We start from the raw sequence: 15,396 nt of genomic DNA, 5'->3' as shown, positions 1-15,396 counted from the left end.
GGGTGTGTCCCACCGTGTCGCCCTGGTCGTCAACCCCACGTCCGGGAAGGGCCTGGGACAGGTGCTGGGCGCGCAGACGCGGCAGCTGCTCCTCGAGGCCGGGCACGAGGTCGTCGACGTGTCGGGCAGCGACTACCACGAGGCGCGGGACCGGGGACGAGGTGCCGTGGACTCCGGCGCCGACACGGTGGTCGTGGTCGGCGGCGACGGCATGGTGCACCTCGGGGTCAACCTCTGCGCCGGCACGTCCACCCGGCTCGCCGTCGTGGCGGCCGGCACCGGCAACGACTTCGCGCGCAACCTCGGCCTGCCCGTCCGCGATGCGCGGTCGGCGGTCGCGCTCCTCACCGACGGGCGCACCCGCCGGATCGACCTCGGGCGCGTCAGCAACGGCGTCGGGGGGGAGACGTGGTTCGGCGGGGTGCTCGGTGCCGGTTTCGATGCCGTCGTCAATGCGCGGGCCCAGCGGATGAGGTGGCCGCACGGACAGATGCGCTACAACCTCGCGGTGCTGCGCGAGCTGCCCGTCTTCCGGCCCATCCCGTATGCCATCGAGCTCGACGGGCGCCGCATCGAGACGCGCGCGATGCTCGTGGCGGTCGCCAACACGACGTCGTTCGGGGGCGGCATGCGCGTCTGTCCGGACGCCGACGTCACGGACGGGCTCTTCGACGTCATGATCGTGCACGCGCTGTCTATCGCGGCGTTCCTCCGGGTCTTCCCCAAGGTCTACTCCGGGACGCACATCACCCATCCGGCCGTCGAGATCCAACGCGCCCGGCGAGTTCGCTTGGAGGCGAGCGGTATCCACTCACAGGCCGACGGCGAGATGTTCGCCGACCTTCCCATCGACGCCGAGGTCGTGCCCGGTGCCCTGCGCGTCGTGACCCCCAAGGAAGTGCTCTCATGATCGCCACGTGGCCGAGGCTCGCGGAGTTCGCCGCCCGACTCGAGTTCCCGCTCGACGACTTCCAGACGGAGGCGTGTCGCGCCGTCGAGGAGGGTCGCGGTGTCCTCGTGGCGGCGCCGACGGGTGCGGGCAAGACGATCGTCGGCGAGTTCGCCGTGCACCTGGCCCTCGCGACCGGGCGCAAGGCGTTCTACACGACGCCGATCAAGGCACTGTCGAACCAGAAGTACACGGACCTCGTCCGCGTCCACGGCGCCGACAAGGTCGGCCTGCTCACCGGTGACGCGTCGATCAACGGCGAGGCGCCCATCGTCGTCATGACGACCGAGGTCCTGCGCAACATGATGTATGCCGGGTCGACCACCCTGCTCGGGCTCGGCTGGGTCGTCATGGACGAGGTCCACTACCTCGCCGACCGGTTCCGTGGGGCGGTGTGGGAGGAGGTCATCATCCACCTGCCGCCCGACGTCAGCGTCGTGTCCCTGTCGGCCACCGTGAGCAACGCCGAGGAGTTCGGCGCCTGGCTCGGTGAGGTGCGGGGCGACACCGAGGTCATCGTCTCGGAGCACCGGCCCGTGCCGTTGTGGCAGCACATGATGGTCGGTCAGACGCTCTTCGACCTCTTCGTCGAGGAGCGCGACGCCCGTGAGGACGACGAGCACTTCGTCGCCGCGCCCGGTCGCTACTCGGTGGCCGTGAACCCCGACCTCGTCCACGCCATCCGCGGCTCCGAGGGGCGCGGCGCGTGGGACTCCCACTGGGTCAGCTCCCGCGGGGGCCGGGACAAGGGCCGTCCGCGCGGCAAGGGCGGCGCCCGTGGCGGTTCCGGGGGAGCGGGGCGCGGCGGTCGTGACGACTGGTCCGGGCGCGGCCGCCGGGGCAACGACGCACCGTCTGGTCGTGGTGGCGACGCCGGGCGCGGATTCTCGCGCGGCGGACGTCCCGGTGGCGGTGCGACCCGTGCCGAGGTCATCGAGCGCCTCGAGCGCGAGGGCCTGCTGCCCGCCATCACCTTCATCTTCAGCCGGGCCGGCTGCGACGGTGCCGTGGGCCAGCTCCTGTCGAGCGGCATGCGCCTCATCCCCGAGTCCGAGGGAGAGGCCAACCGGCGCCTCGTCGAGGAGCGCATCCAGGGCCTGGCCGAGGAGGACCTCACGGTGCTCGGCTACTGGGACTTCGTCGACGGCATCTCTCGTGGCTTCGCCGCGCACCACGCCGGCATGCTGCCGACGTTCCGCGAGATCGTCGAGGAGCTCTTCACCGCCGGTCGGGTTCGGGCTGTCTTCGCCACCGAGACGCTGGCGCTCGGCATCAACATGCCGGCGCGCACCGTCGTGCTCGAGAAGCTGGTCAAGTTCAACGGTGAGAACCACGTGGACATCTCACCGGCTGAGTACACCCAGCTGACCGGGCGGGCCGGCCGGCGCGGCATCGACATCGAAGGTCACGCCGTGGTGCTCTGGAACCGTGGTCTCGACCCTGCGGGGGTCGCCGGCCTCGCCTCGACGCGCACCTACCCGCTGCGCTCGAGCTTCCGGCCGACCTACAACATGGCGGTCAACCTCGTGCGGGAGTTCGGTCGCGAGAGCGCCCGCAAGATCCTCGAGACGTCCTTCGCCCAGTTCCAGGCCGACCGAGCCGTGGTCGGCTTCGTCCGAACGGTCCGGCGCAACGAGGAGGCTCTCGCCGGCTACGCCGAGCAGATGACCTGTCATCTCGGCGACTTCACCGAGTACGCCGCGATCCGCAACGAGATCCGCGACGTCGAGAAGGAGGGCGCCAAGGCCCGGTCCGCATCGATGCGGACAGCGGCGGCGATCTCCCTGGAGGAGCTGAAGATCGGCGACATCGTGCGCATCCCGGCAGGACGGCACAGCGGTCTGGCCGTCGTCGTCATGCCGAACCGCGGTGGCAGGGGAGAGTCGGCGTCGCCGGCCGTCGTCACCGAGGACCACCAGCTGCGCCGCCTGACCCTGCACGACGCCCCCACCCCGCTCGAGCCGCTCGGCTCGATGCGGGTGCCCAAGCAGTTCAACGCCCGCAACCCCAAGGCCCGCCGCGACCTCGCCGCGACGCTGCGGGCGACGATGCCGCACGACCCGCCGCCCCGTCGGCGCCAGGCCGACGTCGACCCGACGGACGACCGGGTCGACGTGCTGCGCCGGCAGCTGAGGGCGCACCCGTGCCACCGCTGCCCCGACCGCGAGAACCACGCCCGTTGGGCGGAGCGCTGGTGGCGCCTGCGGCGCGAGACCGACGGCATCCAGCGCAAGATCGACGGCCGCACGAACTCCGTTGCCAAGACCTTCGACCGCATCTGCGAGCTGCTCGTCGAGATGGGCTACCTCGGCGACGGCGGACAGACGATCACCGCCAACGGCGACCGGCTACGCCAGCTCTACACCGAGAAGGACCTGCTCGCGGCCGAGTCGCTCCGCGAGGGAGTGTGGCGCCGCCTCGACCCGCCGTCGCTGGCGGCTGTGGTCTCCACGCTCGTGCACGAGCCGCGTCGCGAGGAGGGCGGCCTCACCCCACGGTGGCCCAACGACGACGTCCGCGAGGCGTACGACCGGATGATCCGGATCTGGTCCGACCTCGAGGACGCCGAGGGCGCCCTGGCGCTGCCCCGGACGGGTATGCCGGACGGTGGCCTCGCCTGGGCGATGCACCGGTGGGCGAGCGGGCAGCGGCTCGAGGACGTCCTGCGCGGGACCGACCTGGCCGCGGGCGACTTCGTGCGCCGGTGCAAGCAGGTCATCGACCTGCTGGGACAGCTCACCGACGCCGCGGACCCGGACCTGGCGACCACGGCCCGGCGGGCGAGCGACAGCGTGCTGCGCGGTGTCGTCGCGGCTGACCGGCTGGACTGACGGCGGCGGTTCCCGGTGGCGCCGCGATTGTCGCCGCGGCAGTGGAGTCGGTTATGGTTGCGTCACCGGTCGGCGTTTTTGGTGCTCGTGTATTCGCACGCTCGCAAGGAACGCATTGCGAGCGCAACTGTTTCTTCAGGGTTTCTGGAGTGGTCGCGTCTCTGCCGGCCGCGGGTCGCTGACAAGCAACGGCTCACTTCCACCCAAAGGAGAAAACATGGCACAGGGAACCGTCAAGTGGTTCAACTCGGAGAAGGGCTTCGGCTTCATCGCCCCGACCGAGGGTCCCGACGTCTTCGTCCACTACTCGGAGATCACGGGCAACGGCTACCGCAGCCTCGAGGAGAACCAGGCCGTCGAGTTCGACGTCGAGCAGGGCCCCAAGGGTCCGCAGGCGATGCGCGTCCGCGCTCTCTGATCACTCGCTGATCTCGGCGGACCCACAGTCCGCACAAACGAAGGCCGGTCCCCTCAGGGGGACCGGCCTTTCGTCTTGTCCGGGCGGAGGCGCTTCAGCCGGTCAGAGCCGCGTCAGCCGGTCGAACGGGCTGTTGACGCGGACCACGCCGGACTCGAAGCGCAGGGTGACGGTCTCGGGACTGCAGGCGACCACGACACCGAGGCCGTGGCGCAGGTGGGAGACCCGGTCACCTACCGAGAACTGTTCGATGTCGCGAGCCGGAGCCGGCCTGAACGGGCTGCTGGAGAGATGGCGACGGCGGTCTGGAGTTCCGTGGTTGGGCACCCTTCAGTATGCGCCATTTGACGGCCAGGTGGTGACCCGCGAGTGGCTGTGAGACGCTCGGCCCTCACGGGGGCGGTCGAGACGTGACCGTACCGTGACCGCTCCGGAGGCCCTCTGGGACGTTCCTCTCAGTCGATGCCGAGGGCGGAGATGACCCGGTCGAAGGACGACGTCAGCCCGTGCTCGACGGCCAGTCGGGACATCAGGGTGGGGTCTGCCACGGCCGACGGCGCGGAGAGATCGACGTCCGGCACGGCAGCGTCCTTGGCGACGGCGACGACCCGGGGGGCTGCGTCGAGGTAGTCGGCAGCGGCCTCCAGGCGGGCGCGCTGGGCGCCCTTGAGGGCAGGGTCTCCCTCGTCGATGGCGGCACGGATCGCCTCGAGGGTGCCGTAGGTCGTGATGAGCTTGGCGGCCGTCTTCTCACCGATTCCGGCCACGCCCGGCAGCCCGTCACTGGTGTCGCCACGCAGCACCGCCATGTCCGCGTAGGCGGCTCCGGTGCCGACGCCGTACTTCTCGGCCAGGAAGGCCTGGTCGACGAGGTCCGGTGAGCGGACCCCGCCGCGTGCGGTGTAGATGACCCGCACCTGGTTGGTGTCGTCGACGAGCTGGAAGAGGTCACGGTCGCCCGTGACGATGTCGACCGGCATACGGCCGCTGAACTGTGTCGCGAGCGTCCCGATGACGTCGTCGGCCTCGTAGCCGTCCACGCCGATACGGGCGATGCCGAGTGCGGTGAGCGCGTCGATGATGATCGGCACCTGGACGCCGAGGGCTTCGGGCACCTGCTCCCCGGCGAGGTCGTCCGGCCCGGGCTCGGCCACCCGGTGCGCCTTGTACGACGGGATCGCCTCGACCCGGAAGGCGGGGCGCCAGTCGTTGTCCCAGCAGGCCACGAGGTGGGTGGGTCGCCCGCGGTCGACGAGCGAGGCGATCATGTCGAGCAGACCGCGCACGGCGTTGGTCGGGACCCCGCTGGGGCCGATGACCTCGGGCACCCCGAAGAAGGCGCGGAAGTACAGCGAGGCGGAGTCGAGCAGGAGCATCCGGGGAGCGGGGGACGGCATACGCGAGAGGGTACCGGTGCCGTAGCGTCGCTTCATGGGTCGAACGCGCGCCCGTGCCCTCCTGGCCGTCATGGCCAGTGTGGGCATGTTGCTCGCGGCGTGCTCTCCGTCCGACACCTCACCCGCGGCCAGCCAGTCCAGCCGCGCACCCGCGACCTCCACCGCGACCGCCTCGGCCGCTCCGACGCCGACCCATGTCGGCGACTGGCGGATTGTCGCCCTGGGCGACTCGGTGCCCTACGGCACCGCCTGTGGATGCACGCCCTACCCGACGCTGACCGGCGCCGAGCTGAAGGACGTCTCAGGTCGACCAACGGTCACCACGAACGATGCGAGCCCCGGCTACACGACGTCGGACGTGCTCGGGCAGCTGCAGTCGGACCAGGCGGTCAAGTCGCACGTCGGCGCGGCCGACGTCCTGCTGGTCGAGGTCGGCGCGAACGACGTCCAGTACAGCTCGACCTGCGGCTACGAGCCACACTGCTACGACGCCGGGGTCACCGCGATGAGCGGGCGGCTGCAGCAGATCGTCACCAGCATCCAGCAGCTGACCGCCGGCCGGCGCGTGCTCGTCGTCATGCTCGACTACTGGAGCGTGTGGCTCGGGGGGCAGTACGCGGCTGCCGAGGGGACCGCCTACGTCGACACGGCAGCCCACGTCACGCAGCAGGTCAATGCGGCGGTCGAGACTCGCGCAGCAGCATCGGGAGCCCAGTACGTCGACCTCCGGGCGGCGTTCAAGGGCCCCACCTACTCCTACGACGAGACGCACTTCCTCGCCTCGGACGGTGACCATCCGAACGCCGCCGGCCACCAGCAGATCGCGGATGCCACGGTCGCCGTGATCCGGGCGTTCCTCCACCCCTAAGGACGTCCCGCGTGCTGGCGTCCGGCCGGCGACGTGAGACCGCCGAGTGCGACGGACCGCGATGGAACGGCGCGCCCCGCCCGGGACCACTGGTCTACCCTTCGGCCATGGAAGATCTCGACCGTCGTCTCGTCGGCCTGCTGCTCGCGGATGGTCGGATGAGCTACACCGACCTCGGCAAGGCGACCGGTCTGTCGACCTCTGCAGTCCACCAGCGCGTCCGTCGGCTCGAGGAGCGCGGCGTCGTCACCGGCTATGCGGCGCAGGTCTCCCCGGATGCACTCGGACTGCCGTTGACGGCCCTCATCTCCGTGACACCGTTCGACCCGAGCGCCCCCGACGACGTGCCCGATCGCCTGCGCCACATCACCGAGATCGAGGACTGCCACTCGGTGGCGGGGGAGGAGAGCTACATCCTCAAGGTGCGCGTCGGGACGCCCGGCGACCTCGAGGACCTGCTCGCCCGGATCCGCACCGCCGCCAACGTGTCGACCCGCACGACGGTCGTGCTCTCGACGCCGTGGGAGGGGCGCAGCGCCTCCGCCACGACCCGAGAGGTCAGCTGACCCCCCGGCCGATGCTGGCCCGGAGGGCCCGGGTGACGGTCGCGAGGTCGGCCGGCGACAGGCCGATGTCGAAGCCGCGCCGTCCGCCCGAGACGTAGACGACCTCGAGGGCGTATGCCGTGTCGTCGAGCACCGTGGGCAGTGCCCGCTTCTGCCCCACCGGGGAGATCCCGCCCACGACGTAGCCGGTGCTGCGTTCGGCCGCGGCCGGGTCGGCCATCGTCACCGCCTTGGTGCCCAGCGCCGACGCGACAGCCTTGAGGTCGAGCTGTCCGTCGACCGGGACGACGCCGACGGCGAGCCCCTTGCCCGTGTCGACGAGGAGGGTCTTGAAGACGTGTGCCGGCGGGACGCCGAGGGCCTCGGCGGCCTCGAGGCCGTAGCTCTGCGCGGACGGGTCGTGCTCGTAGGGGTGGCGGGTGTAGGTGACCCCGGCGCGGTCGAGCGCGACGGTCGCGGGCGTCGACGGTCCGTCAGCGGGGCGATGCTTCGCCATCAGGCCTCGGCGACGGATGCGAGCCCGTCCCAGATCGTCGTCACGACGTGGTCGGTCGCCTCGTGGGCGCTCGTGCCGGGGTGGGTGCTGCGCCAGACGGCCAGCCGCTCGCAGCCGCCGATGAGGATCTCGGCCATGACGGTGACCCGGTGCGGCTCGAGGGACTCGAACGCCGGCAGGGTGCGCAGGCCCTCGGCGAAGGCCTTGGCGGTCTGCTGGCGGATGCGCTCGACCGAGGCGGACGCCTCACCGATGAGCGCGCCCTCGGTGCGCAGCAGCGAGAACGCCTGCTCGTGATCGTCGATGAAGGAGAAGAACGCCAGGACGACCCCGCCGACCCGGTCGCGGGCCGGGGCCGTGGGGTTGGCGACCCAGGAGTCGATGAGGGCGGTGAGCAGCTGGCCCCGAGCGCGCTCGATCGTCGCCGCGAGCAGCCCCTCCTTCGAGCCGAAGTAGTCGTAGATGAGGGGCTTGGTGACGCCCACGAGCTCCGCGACCTCGTCCATCGTCGTCGCCTGGATGCCGCGCGTCGCGAAGACCTGCTCGGCCACCGCGAGCATCTGCGCCTCCCGCTCGGCACGAGGCACGCGGGTGCGGGTGCTGGGGGAGCGAGGAGTCACCGCGGCAGTCTACGGGGACCCGTCCACGACTCTGCCGGCGTCCGCGGCCTCGTCGGCATCGTCTGCGTCGTCCGGGAGCAGGCAGAACTCGTTGCCGTCCGGGTCGGCCATCAGCACCCCGTCAGGGACATCGGAGCCGGACGGCAGCCGGGTGGCTCCGAGCGAGACGAGACGGTCGAGCTCGGCGTGCCGCCCGCCCCGGACCGAGGGTGCCAGGTGGAAGTGCATCCGGTTCCGCCGGGTCTTCGGCCGGACCGGAGGACCGCCCCAGGCGATCTTCGTGCCACCGGCAGGCGACTGGATCGCGGTCTCCTCGTCCTGGTCCCAGACCAGCGGCCAACCGAGGGCCGCGCTCCAGAAGTACCCGACCTCCCGCGTCCCGTCGCAGGCCAGCTCACCGAGGAAGCCGCACCCGGCGAGGTAGGAGTTGCCCGGCTCGATGACGCAGAGCTCGTTGCCTTCGGTGTCGGCGAGCACGATGTGCCCCTCTTCGGGAGTCTGGCCCACGTCGAGGTGATGACCGCCCAGCTCGAGCGCGCGAGCCACGATCGCCTGCTGGTCCCCGGGCGAGGTGCTGGTCAGGTGCAGGTGGATCTGGTTGGGGCCGGTCTTCCCCTCGTGCGTGAGCAGGAACCGGATGGGGAACTCGGGCTGCTGGCGTGGCAGGACCGTCACGCCGTCAGCGGCCGTCTCGCGCCCCAGCAGGCGGGCCCAGAAGCGCGCGAGCGCCGGCGGATCGTGGGCGTCGAAGCAGAGCTCGTGGAGCTGACTGGTCATCGTGCGCTCATCTCCGGTCGGCGGACGCTGGGGTCCTCGACACGCTAGGACGGTGATCGGCTGCGGGACAAGCCAATTGCCTGACGGCCGCGATCGATCACATAAGTACCCTTGCGGTTACATAACAAGTTCGGTATGGTCATGACATGGACATGGTGCTGCAGGCGTTGGCCGATCCGAGCCGACGCACGGTGCTGGAGATCCTGCGGGACCATCCGGCGACTGCCGGCGAGCTGGCCGACGCACTCCCCATCGCCCGACCGGGCGTGTCCCGCCATCTGCGGGTGCTCCGGGAGGCCGGGCTGGTCGACGTGCGGGCGGAGGCCCAGCGCAGGATCTACACCCTGCGCCCGGAGGCCCTCGTCGAGGTCGACGAGTGGCTCGAGAGCTATCGCGCCCTCTGGCGCAACCGGCTCGATGCCCTGCACACGGAGATCACACGAGGAAAGAAGGCGCGGAAGTGAAGATCATCGGCACCATGCGAGCGGTCGACGACACCCGAGGCGCCGTGCGCGTCGAGGATGTCTACGACACCGACATCGACGACCTGTGGGGCGCGTGCACGACGCCGGAGCGGCTGGCGCGCTGGATCGCCCAGGTGTCCGGAGACCTGAGCGTGGGTGCCACGGTCCGGGCCGTCTTCACCAGCACGTGGTCCGGGGCGGTGCGCATCGAGGCGTGCGACGCCCCGCACCACCTGCTCGTCACGAACGAGCCGGGGACCGACGACGAGACGCAGCTCGAGGCGTGGCTCACCACCGAGGGCGCGCGCACGCGACTCGTCGTCGAGGAGCGCGGACTGCCGGTCGGTCAGCTCCACTTCTACGGAGCCGGCTGGCAGGTCCACCTCGAGGACCTCGGGCGCTCGCTGCTCAGCGGGGGCCCGGCGCACGCCGAGGGATGGTCGGAGGAGGCGGCAGCGCCCGCCTGGCGGCAGCGGTGGACCGAGCTCACCCCGGTCTACGAGGAGACCACGGTCAGCTGAGGCCCGGAGTCGTCAGGGGACGAGCTGCGACTCGGCGGCCGCCCGGCTCGTGGCGGCCCGCTGGCTCGCCTCTGCCAGGACCGACTCGTGGTCCACCGACGCGTGCCACCAATGCTGCCCCGACGCGGGCAGCGTGTAGATCGGGTCGTAGTAGACGTACTCGCGCGACAAGGCCTCGGTGTCGTCGCCCTCGATGGACGTGCGGTAGTTCTTGCGCCAGTAGGAGATCCCGCGCTCGGTGTCGTACTCCTCCACCTGGTGCACCCAGCGCTTGCCGACGAACGGCACGTCGCAGACGATGCGCGGTGTGGAGAAGCCGGGCAGGTAGCCCATGATCGAGTGCTGGAGGTGCTGGGCCTCGGCGAGCGAGAGCCGCCAGTGCTCCGCGAACGGGATCATGTCGCACATGTAGAAGTAGTAGGGCGTGATCGAGGCCCCGTCGGCGAGCGCGAAGCAGAGGTCGAGCAGCGCCTCGGTGGAGTCGTTGACGCCGCGCATCAGGACGCCCTGGTTGCGCACGTCGCGGACCCCGGCGTCGAGCATCGCCTTGGCGGCCCGGGCGACGGAGGGCGTGACGGACTGGGCGCTGTTGACGTGCGTGTGGATCGCGAGCGAGACACCGCGCGAGCGGGCCTTGGCCGACACGCGCCCGACGCCCTCGACGACGTCGTCGGCGAACCAGTGCTGCGGCAGTCCCATGAGGGCCTTCGTCGCGAGCCGGATGTCGCGGATGTTCTCGATGTCCAGGAGCTCGTCGAGGAACGCCTCGAGGTTCTTCCACGGCATGTTGGCGACGTCACCGCCGGAGACGACGACGTCGCGCACGACCGGGGTGGAGCGCAGGTAGTCGAGCATCGCGGCGTACCGGGCGACCGGCTTGAGGTCGAACTTCAGCTTGGCGACCTGCGGCGTGGAGTTGCCGACGAGGTCCATGCCCGGGCAGTGGCCGCAGTACTGCGGGCACGTCGACAGGAGCTCTGCCAGCACCTTGGTGGGGTAGCGGTGCGTCAAGCCCTCGGCCACCCACATGTCGTGCTCGTGGAGGGAGTCGCGGGAGGCGTGGGGGTGCGACGGCCAGTCGGTGCGTCGGTCGGAGAAGACCGGGAGCATGTAGTGGCGGACCGGGTCGGCGTAGAAGGCCTCGGTGAAGTCGTGGCCGGCCGCGGGCATCGCCGAGTCGGTCGAGGGCACCATCGTGTTGAGCATCTGCGGCGGGACGAGCATCGACATCGTCGCGCGCTCGGCCTGGTCCTTGGCGAGATCGTCGTAGAAGCGGTCGTCGAGCAGGTTGCCCATGAGGGTCCGCAGCTGTGTGATGTTCTTGACGCAGTTGACCCGCTGCCACTGGGCGCTGTCCCAGTCGGCCTGGGTGACGTGGGCCCAGCCCGGCAGCCGGGTCCAGTCAGGCTCCACGAGCTGGCGACGGGCGTAGACGTAGGGCTGCGACACCAGTGTCATGTCCTGACGATAGCCGAAGGTTCGCCCCCGAGTCTCCTATGATGCAGAAGGATTTGTCGTTCGTATCCTCTGCGACAGAAGGATCTGCGCCGTGACCGCACCGCCCCCACCCGACGACCACCGGGTCTCATCGCCGGTCGGCCTGCACCGCGTGCTCGAGCCCACGGGGGAGGCGATCACCCTTCCGCAGGCGGCCCAGCGCCTCGACGCGCGGCCGGAGCTCTGGCCCGACGAGGTGCGCATCGCCGTCGAGACGCTCAACCTCGACGCCGCGTCGTACCGCCAGCTCGCCGAGAAGCACACGCGCGACGGCGCGGTGGACGGCAGCGCCGTCCGTCACGAGGTGCTCGACATCGTCGCGACCCGCGGCAAGATGCAGAACCCCGTCACGGGCTCGGGGGGCATGCTCATCGGCACCGTCGAGGAGGTCGGCCCCGAGAGCCCCCTCGGGCTGCGGGTGGGGGACCGCGTCGCCACGCTCGTCTCGCTCTCGCTGACGCCCCTCGCGATCACCGACGGCCTCGAGCGCTGGGACGGCCGGTCGGAGCAGGTCCCCGCCGCCGGGCACGCCATCCTGTTCGGCCGCAGCATCGCCGCGACGCTGCCCACCGACCTCGACCCGCACCTCGCGCTCATGGTCATGGACGTGTGCGGTGCACCCGCGCTCGTCGAGCGGGTCGTGGGGGAGTATGCCGCCCGCGGCGTCGCGCCGACCGTGGCCGTCCTCGGCGGGGCGGGCAAGTCGGGCTCGCTCTCGCTGGCCGCCGCCCGATCCGCCGGCGCGGGTCGCACCATCGGCGTCGTCCCGGTCGAGCGCGAGCGCACGGTGCTCGAGGCCAGCGGCCTCGCCGACGCGGTCGTGCTGGCCGATGCCCGGTCGCCGCTGGGTCTCGCGGCGGCCGTCGAGTCCGCCGGCGGCCCGGCCGACGTCACGGTCGTGTGCGTCGACGTGCCCGGCTGCGAGCAGCCCGCCATCCTCGCCACCGCCCAGGGCGGCACCATCATCTTCTTCAGCATGGCGACGAACTTCGCCGCCGCGGCGCTCGGCGCCGAGGGCCTCGCCGCCGACGTGCGGATGATCGTCGGCAACGGCTACGTGCCCGGGCACGCCGAGACGGCGCTGCGACTCGTGCGGGAGGTCCCCGCGGTCAGGGTGCTGTTCGAGGGGCGGCTGGCCGCCGAGACGGCAGGATCTGAGGCATGAGCCGCACCCACCCCCTGCTCGACCTCGACCCGGCCGTCGTGCGCCGAGCCCGATCGCTCGCCCGGAAGGCTGCCGCGCCCGTCGTCGAGATCGCCAAGAGCCACACGACCGTCTCGGTCGAGCGGGCGACGCTGCGTCTCGCTGGTCTGTCGGGAGCCGACCACGAGCGCGTGCCGTGGGTCAACCACCTCGTCACCGCCGTCCGTGACGAGGTGGGCCTCGAGCACGGCGTCACGACCCCGGTCTTCGACGCCCTCCTCCGTGGCGAGGCGCCCGACCTCGTGACCCTCGCCCAGAAGGCCGCCAGCGGCAACGTGTCGTTCCGACTGCCTGCCGGCCGCGAGGCGTCGGCGGCGCGTCGGGCGGCGACGAAGGGCGTCGGGGCAGGGTTGCGCACGATCGACCGTTCCCGGGCGACGCGTGACCGCCTCGTCAAGCGCCACGGCGACCCGAGGACGAAGCCGTGGATCTACCTCATCGTCGCGACCGGCGACATCTACGAGGACATCCCGCAGGCGCAGGCCGCGGCCCGCGAGGGCGCCGACGTCATCGCCGTCATCCGCTCGACGGGGCAGTCGCTGCTCGACTACGTCCCCGAGGGGGCCACGCGCGAGGGCTTCGCCGGCACCTATGCCACGCAGGAGAACTTCCGGCTGATGCGTGCAGCGCTCGACGACGTGAGCAGGGAGCTCGGTCGCTACGTGCGCCTGACCAACTACGCCTCCGGCCTCTGCATGCCCGAGATCGCGGCGCTCGCCGGCATGGAACGTCTCGACATGATGCTCAACGACTCGATGTACGGCATCCTCTTCCGCGACATCAACCCGATCCGCACCTTCGTCGACCAGCGCTTCTCGCGCCAGGTCCACGCCCGCGCCGGGATCATCATCAACACCGGCGAGGACAACTACCTCACCACGGCCGACGCCGTCGAGGCCGCCCACACCGTCACGGTGAGCCAGCTGCTCAACGAGCGCTTCGCCAAGGAGGCCGGGCTCGAGGACTGGCAGCTCGGCCTCGGTCACGCCTTCGAGATCAACCCCGAGATCCACGACAGCTTCCGGATGGAGCTCGCGCACGCGCTGCTCGCGCGCCAGCTCTTCCCGGACGCGCCGCTCAAGTGGATGCCGCCGACGAAGCACATGTCGGGCGACGTCTTCCGCGGCTACCTGCTCGACGGCTTCTTCAACCTCGTCGGCGCCATGACCGGTCAGGGCATCCTGCTCGTCGGCATGATGACCGAGGCGGTCGTCACCCCGTTCCTCTCCGACCGTGACCTGGCGCTGCAGAACGTCCGCTACGTCATGAACGCGGCGAGCGGGCTCACCGAGGACTTCCACCCGCCGCGAGACGGCTACATCCAGACCCGTGCCCGCCAGGTGCTCTCCGAGGCCGTCGACCTGCTCGACCGCATCGTGCACGACGGCGACGCCGCAGGCGACGCGCCCCTGCTCGCAGCCATCGCCGACGGCACCTTCGGGCTCATGAAGAGGCCGGCCACCGGGGGCAAGGGGCTCGACGGCGTCTGCGAGCGCGCGCCGGGCTACGACAACCCGGCCATCACCGCCCTCGACGCCGGGACGCCGCCCACGGCCACCCGGCATACGTCCACGGAGAGGGCCACCTCATGAGCGCCGCCGTCATCCGACCCTACGGAGACACGACGGGCGACGGGATGGTGCAGATGTCGTTCACCCTCCCCCTGCCGCACGACAAGCTGGCCGAGGGCGCGGCACTGCAGCTCGCGCGCAAGATGGGCCTGGACCCCGCCCTCCTCGTGCATGCCAAGGCCATGGGCCCGGACTTCACCTTCTTCGTCGTCTACGGCAGCGTCACCCACCTCGTGAACCTCGACGACGTCCACGTCATCGAGCGCGAGTACCCCCTGCTGTCGGCCAAGGACGTCAACCTCGCGATCAAGAAGCAGCTGCGCCGCAAGCTCGTCGTCGTCGGCGCCTGCATCGGCACCGACGCCCACACGGTCGGGATCGACGCGATCCTCAACATCAAGGGCTTCGCGGGGGAGAAGGGCCTGGAGTACTACCGCGAGATCAAGGTCGTGAACCTCGGCGCGCAGGTGCTCGTGCCCGACCTCGTCGCCAGGGCCCACGCCGAGCGGGCGGACGCCGTCCTCGTCAGCCAGGTCGTCACGCAGAAGGACGCCCACATCCACAACACGACGCAGATGTCCGCAGCCTTCCGCGAGGCCTATCCCGCGGGGCAGGTGCCCATCCTCATCGCCGGTGGACCCCGCTTCGAGGACGGCTCCGAAAAGGTGCTCGGCGTCGACCGCATCTTCGGCCGCGGGACGACCCCCGGCGAGGTCGCGAGCTACCTCGTCCACGAGATGACCCAGCGAAAGGCGAAGAAGTCATGAGCGAGCGGCCCACCACGGCGAGCGTCGGGCAGCGGGTCACGCACCGCCGCTACGTGCCCTACAGCCACGCGCACTACGCCGGCAATCTCGTCGACGGCGCGTACTCCCTGGCCGCCTTCGGTGACGTCGCCACGGAGATGTGCATCGTCACGGACGGCGACGAGGGGCTCTTCGCCTCCTACAGCGACGTGCAGTTCAAGGCCCCGGTGCGTGCCGGGGACGTCATCGAGATCTCGGCCGAGATCATCCGCGTCGGCACGCGCTCGCGGGCGATGGACTTCGAGGTGCGCGTCGTCGCCCGCGGCACCCCGGCGCGCGGGGCGTCCGCGGCCGAGACGCTCGACCCGCCGGTCGTCGCCACGACCGCCCGCGGAGTCGTCGTCGTGCCCTGACCGGGCTCGCAGGGCCAACCCGGCCAAGCGCGCTTGTGGGGGGACCCGGGGGGCGAAG

The 15,396-nt window shown here is 71.0% G+C and carries 17 protein-coding genes; 11 read left to right on the top strand and 6 right to left on the bottom strand.

Annotated features, from left to right (window positions below; all coding sequences use genetic code 11):
* Positions 1 to 4: 4 nt before the first annotated feature.
* The 3 genes from AC1DIW_RS18895 (at position 5) to AC1DIW_RS18885 (ending at position 4,198) form a co-directional block, all read left to right on the top strand.
* Positions 5 to 910, top strand: a complete 906-nt coding sequence (locus tag AC1DIW_RS18895; RefSeq protein WP_442279552.1) for a diacylglycerol kinase — start codon at positions 5 to 7, stop codon at positions 908 to 910.
* Positions 907 to 3,780 carry a DEAD/DEAH box helicase gene (locus tag AC1DIW_RS18890; RefSeq protein WP_478110119.1) on the top strand — a complete coding sequence of 958 codons (2,874 nt, stop codon included), beginning with the start codon at positions 907 to 909 and terminating at the stop codon, positions 3,778 to 3,780. The genes AC1DIW_RS18895 and AC1DIW_RS18890 overlap by 4 nt, the downstream gene beginning before the upstream one ends.
* Before the next feature lie 217 nt (positions 3,781 to 3,997).
* Positions 3,998 to 4,198 (top strand): cold-shock protein, encoded by a 201-nt coding sequence (locus tag AC1DIW_RS18885; RefSeq protein ID WP_020144233.1) that lies wholly within the window; start codon positions 3,998 to 4,000, stop codon positions 4,196 to 4,198.
* 102 nt (positions 4,199 to 4,300) lie between these two features.
* On the opposite strand, the gene AC1DIW_RS18880 is transcribed toward AC1DIW_RS18885, so the two are convergent.
* The gene (locus tag AC1DIW_RS18880; RefSeq protein WP_442279554.1) at positions 4,301 to 4,525 is read right to left on the bottom strand and encodes a hypothetical protein; all 225 of its coding nucleotides are present in this window, start codon (positions 4,523 to 4,525) and stop codon (positions 4,301 to 4,303) included.
* 128 nt (positions 4,526 to 4,653) lie between these two features.
* Entirely contained in the window at positions 4,654 to 5,631 is a 978-nt protein-coding gene (locus tag AC1DIW_RS18875) for a 5'-3' exonuclease (protein WP_478110118.1), read from the bottom strand.
* Here AC1DIW_RS18875 and AC1DIW_RS18870 point away from each other — a divergent pair.
* On the top strand, positions 5,630 to 6,463 hold the full coding sequence (locus AC1DIW_RS18870; protein WP_442279556.1) for an SGNH/GDSL hydrolase family protein: 834 nt from the start codon (positions 5,630 to 5,632) through the stop codon (positions 6,461 to 6,463). The two genes, AC1DIW_RS18875 and AC1DIW_RS18870, sit on opposite strands and share 2 nt — an antisense overlap.
* A gap of 107 nt (positions 6,464 to 6,570) precedes the next feature.
* Entirely contained in the window at positions 6,571 to 7,029 is a 459-nt protein-coding gene (locus AC1DIW_RS18865) for an Lrp/AsnC family transcriptional regulator (protein WP_442279557.1), read from the top strand.
* On the opposite strand, the gene ybaK is transcribed toward AC1DIW_RS18865, so the two are convergent.
* Genes ybaK through AC1DIW_RS18850 form a run of 3 tightly spaced genes read right to left on the bottom strand, consistent with a single transcriptional unit; the run spans position 7,022 to position 8,922 of the window.
* On the bottom strand, positions 7,022 to 7,525 hold the full coding sequence (gene ybaK / locus AC1DIW_RS18860) for a Cys-tRNA(Pro) deacylase (protein WP_478110116.1): 504 nt from the start codon (positions 7,523 to 7,525) through the stop codon (positions 7,022 to 7,024). The two genes, AC1DIW_RS18865 and ybaK, sit on opposite strands and share 8 nt — an antisense overlap.
* Positions 7,525 to 8,145 (bottom strand): TetR/AcrR family transcriptional regulator, encoded by a 621-nt coding sequence (locus AC1DIW_RS18855; protein WP_478110114.1) that lies wholly within the window; start codon positions 8,143 to 8,145, stop codon positions 7,525 to 7,527. Before AC1DIW_RS18855 ends, ybaK begins: the two co-directional genes overlap by 1 nt.
* Before the next feature lie 9 nt (positions 8,146 to 8,154).
* Entirely contained in the window at positions 8,155 to 8,922 is a 768-nt protein-coding gene (locus AC1DIW_RS18850) for a VOC family protein (protein ID WP_478110112.1), read from the bottom strand.
* A gap of 146 nt (positions 8,923 to 9,068) precedes the next feature.
* On the opposite strand from AC1DIW_RS18850, the gene AC1DIW_RS18845 reads away from it, so the two are divergent.
* Together AC1DIW_RS18845 and AC1DIW_RS18840 are read left to right on the top strand one after the other, a co-directional pair.
* Positions 9,069 to 9,386, top strand: coding sequence for an ArsR/SmtB family transcription factor (locus AC1DIW_RS18845; RefSeq protein ID WP_478110110.1), 318 nt, complete (start codon positions 9,069 to 9,071; stop codon positions 9,384 to 9,386).
* A 14-nt stretch (positions 9,387 to 9,400) separates the two neighbouring features.
* Positions 9,401 to 9,907 (top strand): SRPBCC domain-containing protein, encoded by a 507-nt coding sequence (locus AC1DIW_RS18840; protein WP_478110108.1) that lies wholly within the window; start codon positions 9,401 to 9,403, stop codon positions 9,905 to 9,907.
* A 12-nt stretch (positions 9,908 to 9,919) separates the two neighbouring features.
* Here AC1DIW_RS18840 and AC1DIW_RS18835 read toward each other — a convergent pair whose 3' ends face one another.
* Positions 9,920 to 11,365, bottom strand: a complete 1,446-nt coding sequence (locus AC1DIW_RS18835) for a KamA family radical SAM protein (protein WP_478110106.1) — start codon at positions 11,363 to 11,365, stop codon at positions 9,920 to 9,922.
* A gap of 91 nt (positions 11,366 to 11,456) precedes the next feature.
* Between AC1DIW_RS18835 and kdd the strand changes: the two genes are divergently transcribed.
* From kdd to kal, 4 genes are read left to right on the top strand one after another with little or no spacing between them, the layout of a single operon-like run.
* Positions 11,457 to 12,569: an L-erythro-3,5-diaminohexanoate dehydrogenase gene (gene kdd / locus AC1DIW_RS18830; RefSeq protein WP_442279564.1), complete on the top strand. Its 1,113-nt coding sequence runs from the start codon at positions 11,457 to 11,459 to the stop codon at positions 12,567 to 12,569.
* A complete protein-coding gene (gene kamD / locus AC1DIW_RS18825) occupies positions 12,566 to 14,200 on the top strand; it encodes a lysine 5,6-aminomutase subunit alpha (RefSeq protein WP_478110104.1) in 1,635 nt (544 codons plus the stop codon). Before kdd ends, kamD begins: the two co-directional genes overlap by 4 nt.
* The gene (gene kamE / locus AC1DIW_RS18820) at positions 14,197 to 14,946 is read left to right on the top strand and encodes a lysine 5,6-aminomutase subunit beta (protein WP_442279566.1); all 750 of its coding nucleotides are present in this window, start codon (positions 14,197 to 14,199) and stop codon (positions 14,944 to 14,946) included. The genes kamD and kamE overlap by 4 nt, the downstream gene beginning before the upstream one ends.
* Positions 14,943 to 15,338, top strand: a complete 396-nt coding sequence (kal, locus tag AC1DIW_RS18815; protein WP_478110102.1) for a 3-aminobutyryl-CoA ammonia lyase — start codon at positions 14,943 to 14,945, stop codon at positions 15,336 to 15,338. Before kamE ends, kal begins: the two co-directional genes overlap by 4 nt.
* Positions 15,339 to 15,396 lie beyond the last annotated feature (58 nt).

The organism is Terrabacter sp. 01T434 (assembly GCF_056398545.1).
The sequence above is the reverse complement of the archived record's forward strand: the minus strand, read 5'-3'. Positions and strand labels throughout refer to the sequence as shown.

Coding starts and splice junctions, on each gene's coding strand:
- AC1DIW_RS18890 (WP_478110119.1), top strand. CDS start 907: ATGATCGCCACGTGGCCGAGGCTCGCGGAGTTCGCCGCCCGACTCGAG.
- AC1DIW_RS18885 (WP_020144233.1), top strand. CDS start 3,998: ATGGCACAGGGAACCGTCAAGTGGTTCAACTCGGAGAAGGGCTTCGGC.
- AC1DIW_RS18870 (WP_442279556.1), top strand. CDS start 5,630: ATGGGTCGAACGCGCGCCCGTGCCCTCCTGGCCGTCATGGCCAGTGTG.
- AC1DIW_RS18875 (WP_478110118.1), bottom strand. CDS start 5,631: ATGAAGCGACGCTACGGCACCGGTACCCTCTCGCGTATGCCGTCCCCC.
- AC1DIW_RS18865 (WP_442279557.1), top strand. CDS start 6,571: ATGGAAGATCTCGACCGTCGTCTCGTCGGCCTGCTGCTCGCGGATGGT.
- ybaK (WP_478110116.1), bottom strand. CDS start 7,525: ATGGCGAAGCATCGCCCCGCTGACGGACCGTCGACGCCCGCGACCGTC.
- AC1DIW_RS18850 (WP_478110112.1), bottom strand. CDS start 8,922: ATGACCAGTCAGCTCCACGAGCTCTGCTTCGACGCCCACGATCCGCCG.
- AC1DIW_RS18845 (WP_478110110.1), top strand. CDS start 9,069: ATGGACATGGTGCTGCAGGCGTTGGCCGATCCGAGCCGACGCACGGTG.
- AC1DIW_RS18840 (WP_478110108.1), top strand. CDS start 9,401: ATGCGAGCGGTCGACGACACCCGAGGCGCCGTGCGCGTCGAGGATGTC.
- AC1DIW_RS18835 (WP_478110106.1), bottom strand. CDS start 11,365: ATGACACTGGTGTCGCAGCCCTACGTCTACGCCCGTCGCCAGCTCGTG.
- kamD (WP_478110104.1), top strand. CDS start 12,566: ATGAGCCGCACCCACCCCCTGCTCGACCTCGACCCGGCCGTCGTGCGC.
- kamE (WP_442279566.1), top strand. CDS start 14,197: ATGAGCGCCGCCGTCATCCGACCCTACGGAGACACGACGGGCGACGGG.
- kal (WP_478110102.1), top strand. CDS start 14,943: ATGAGCGAGCGGCCCACCACGGCGAGCGTCGGGCAGCGGGTCACGCAC.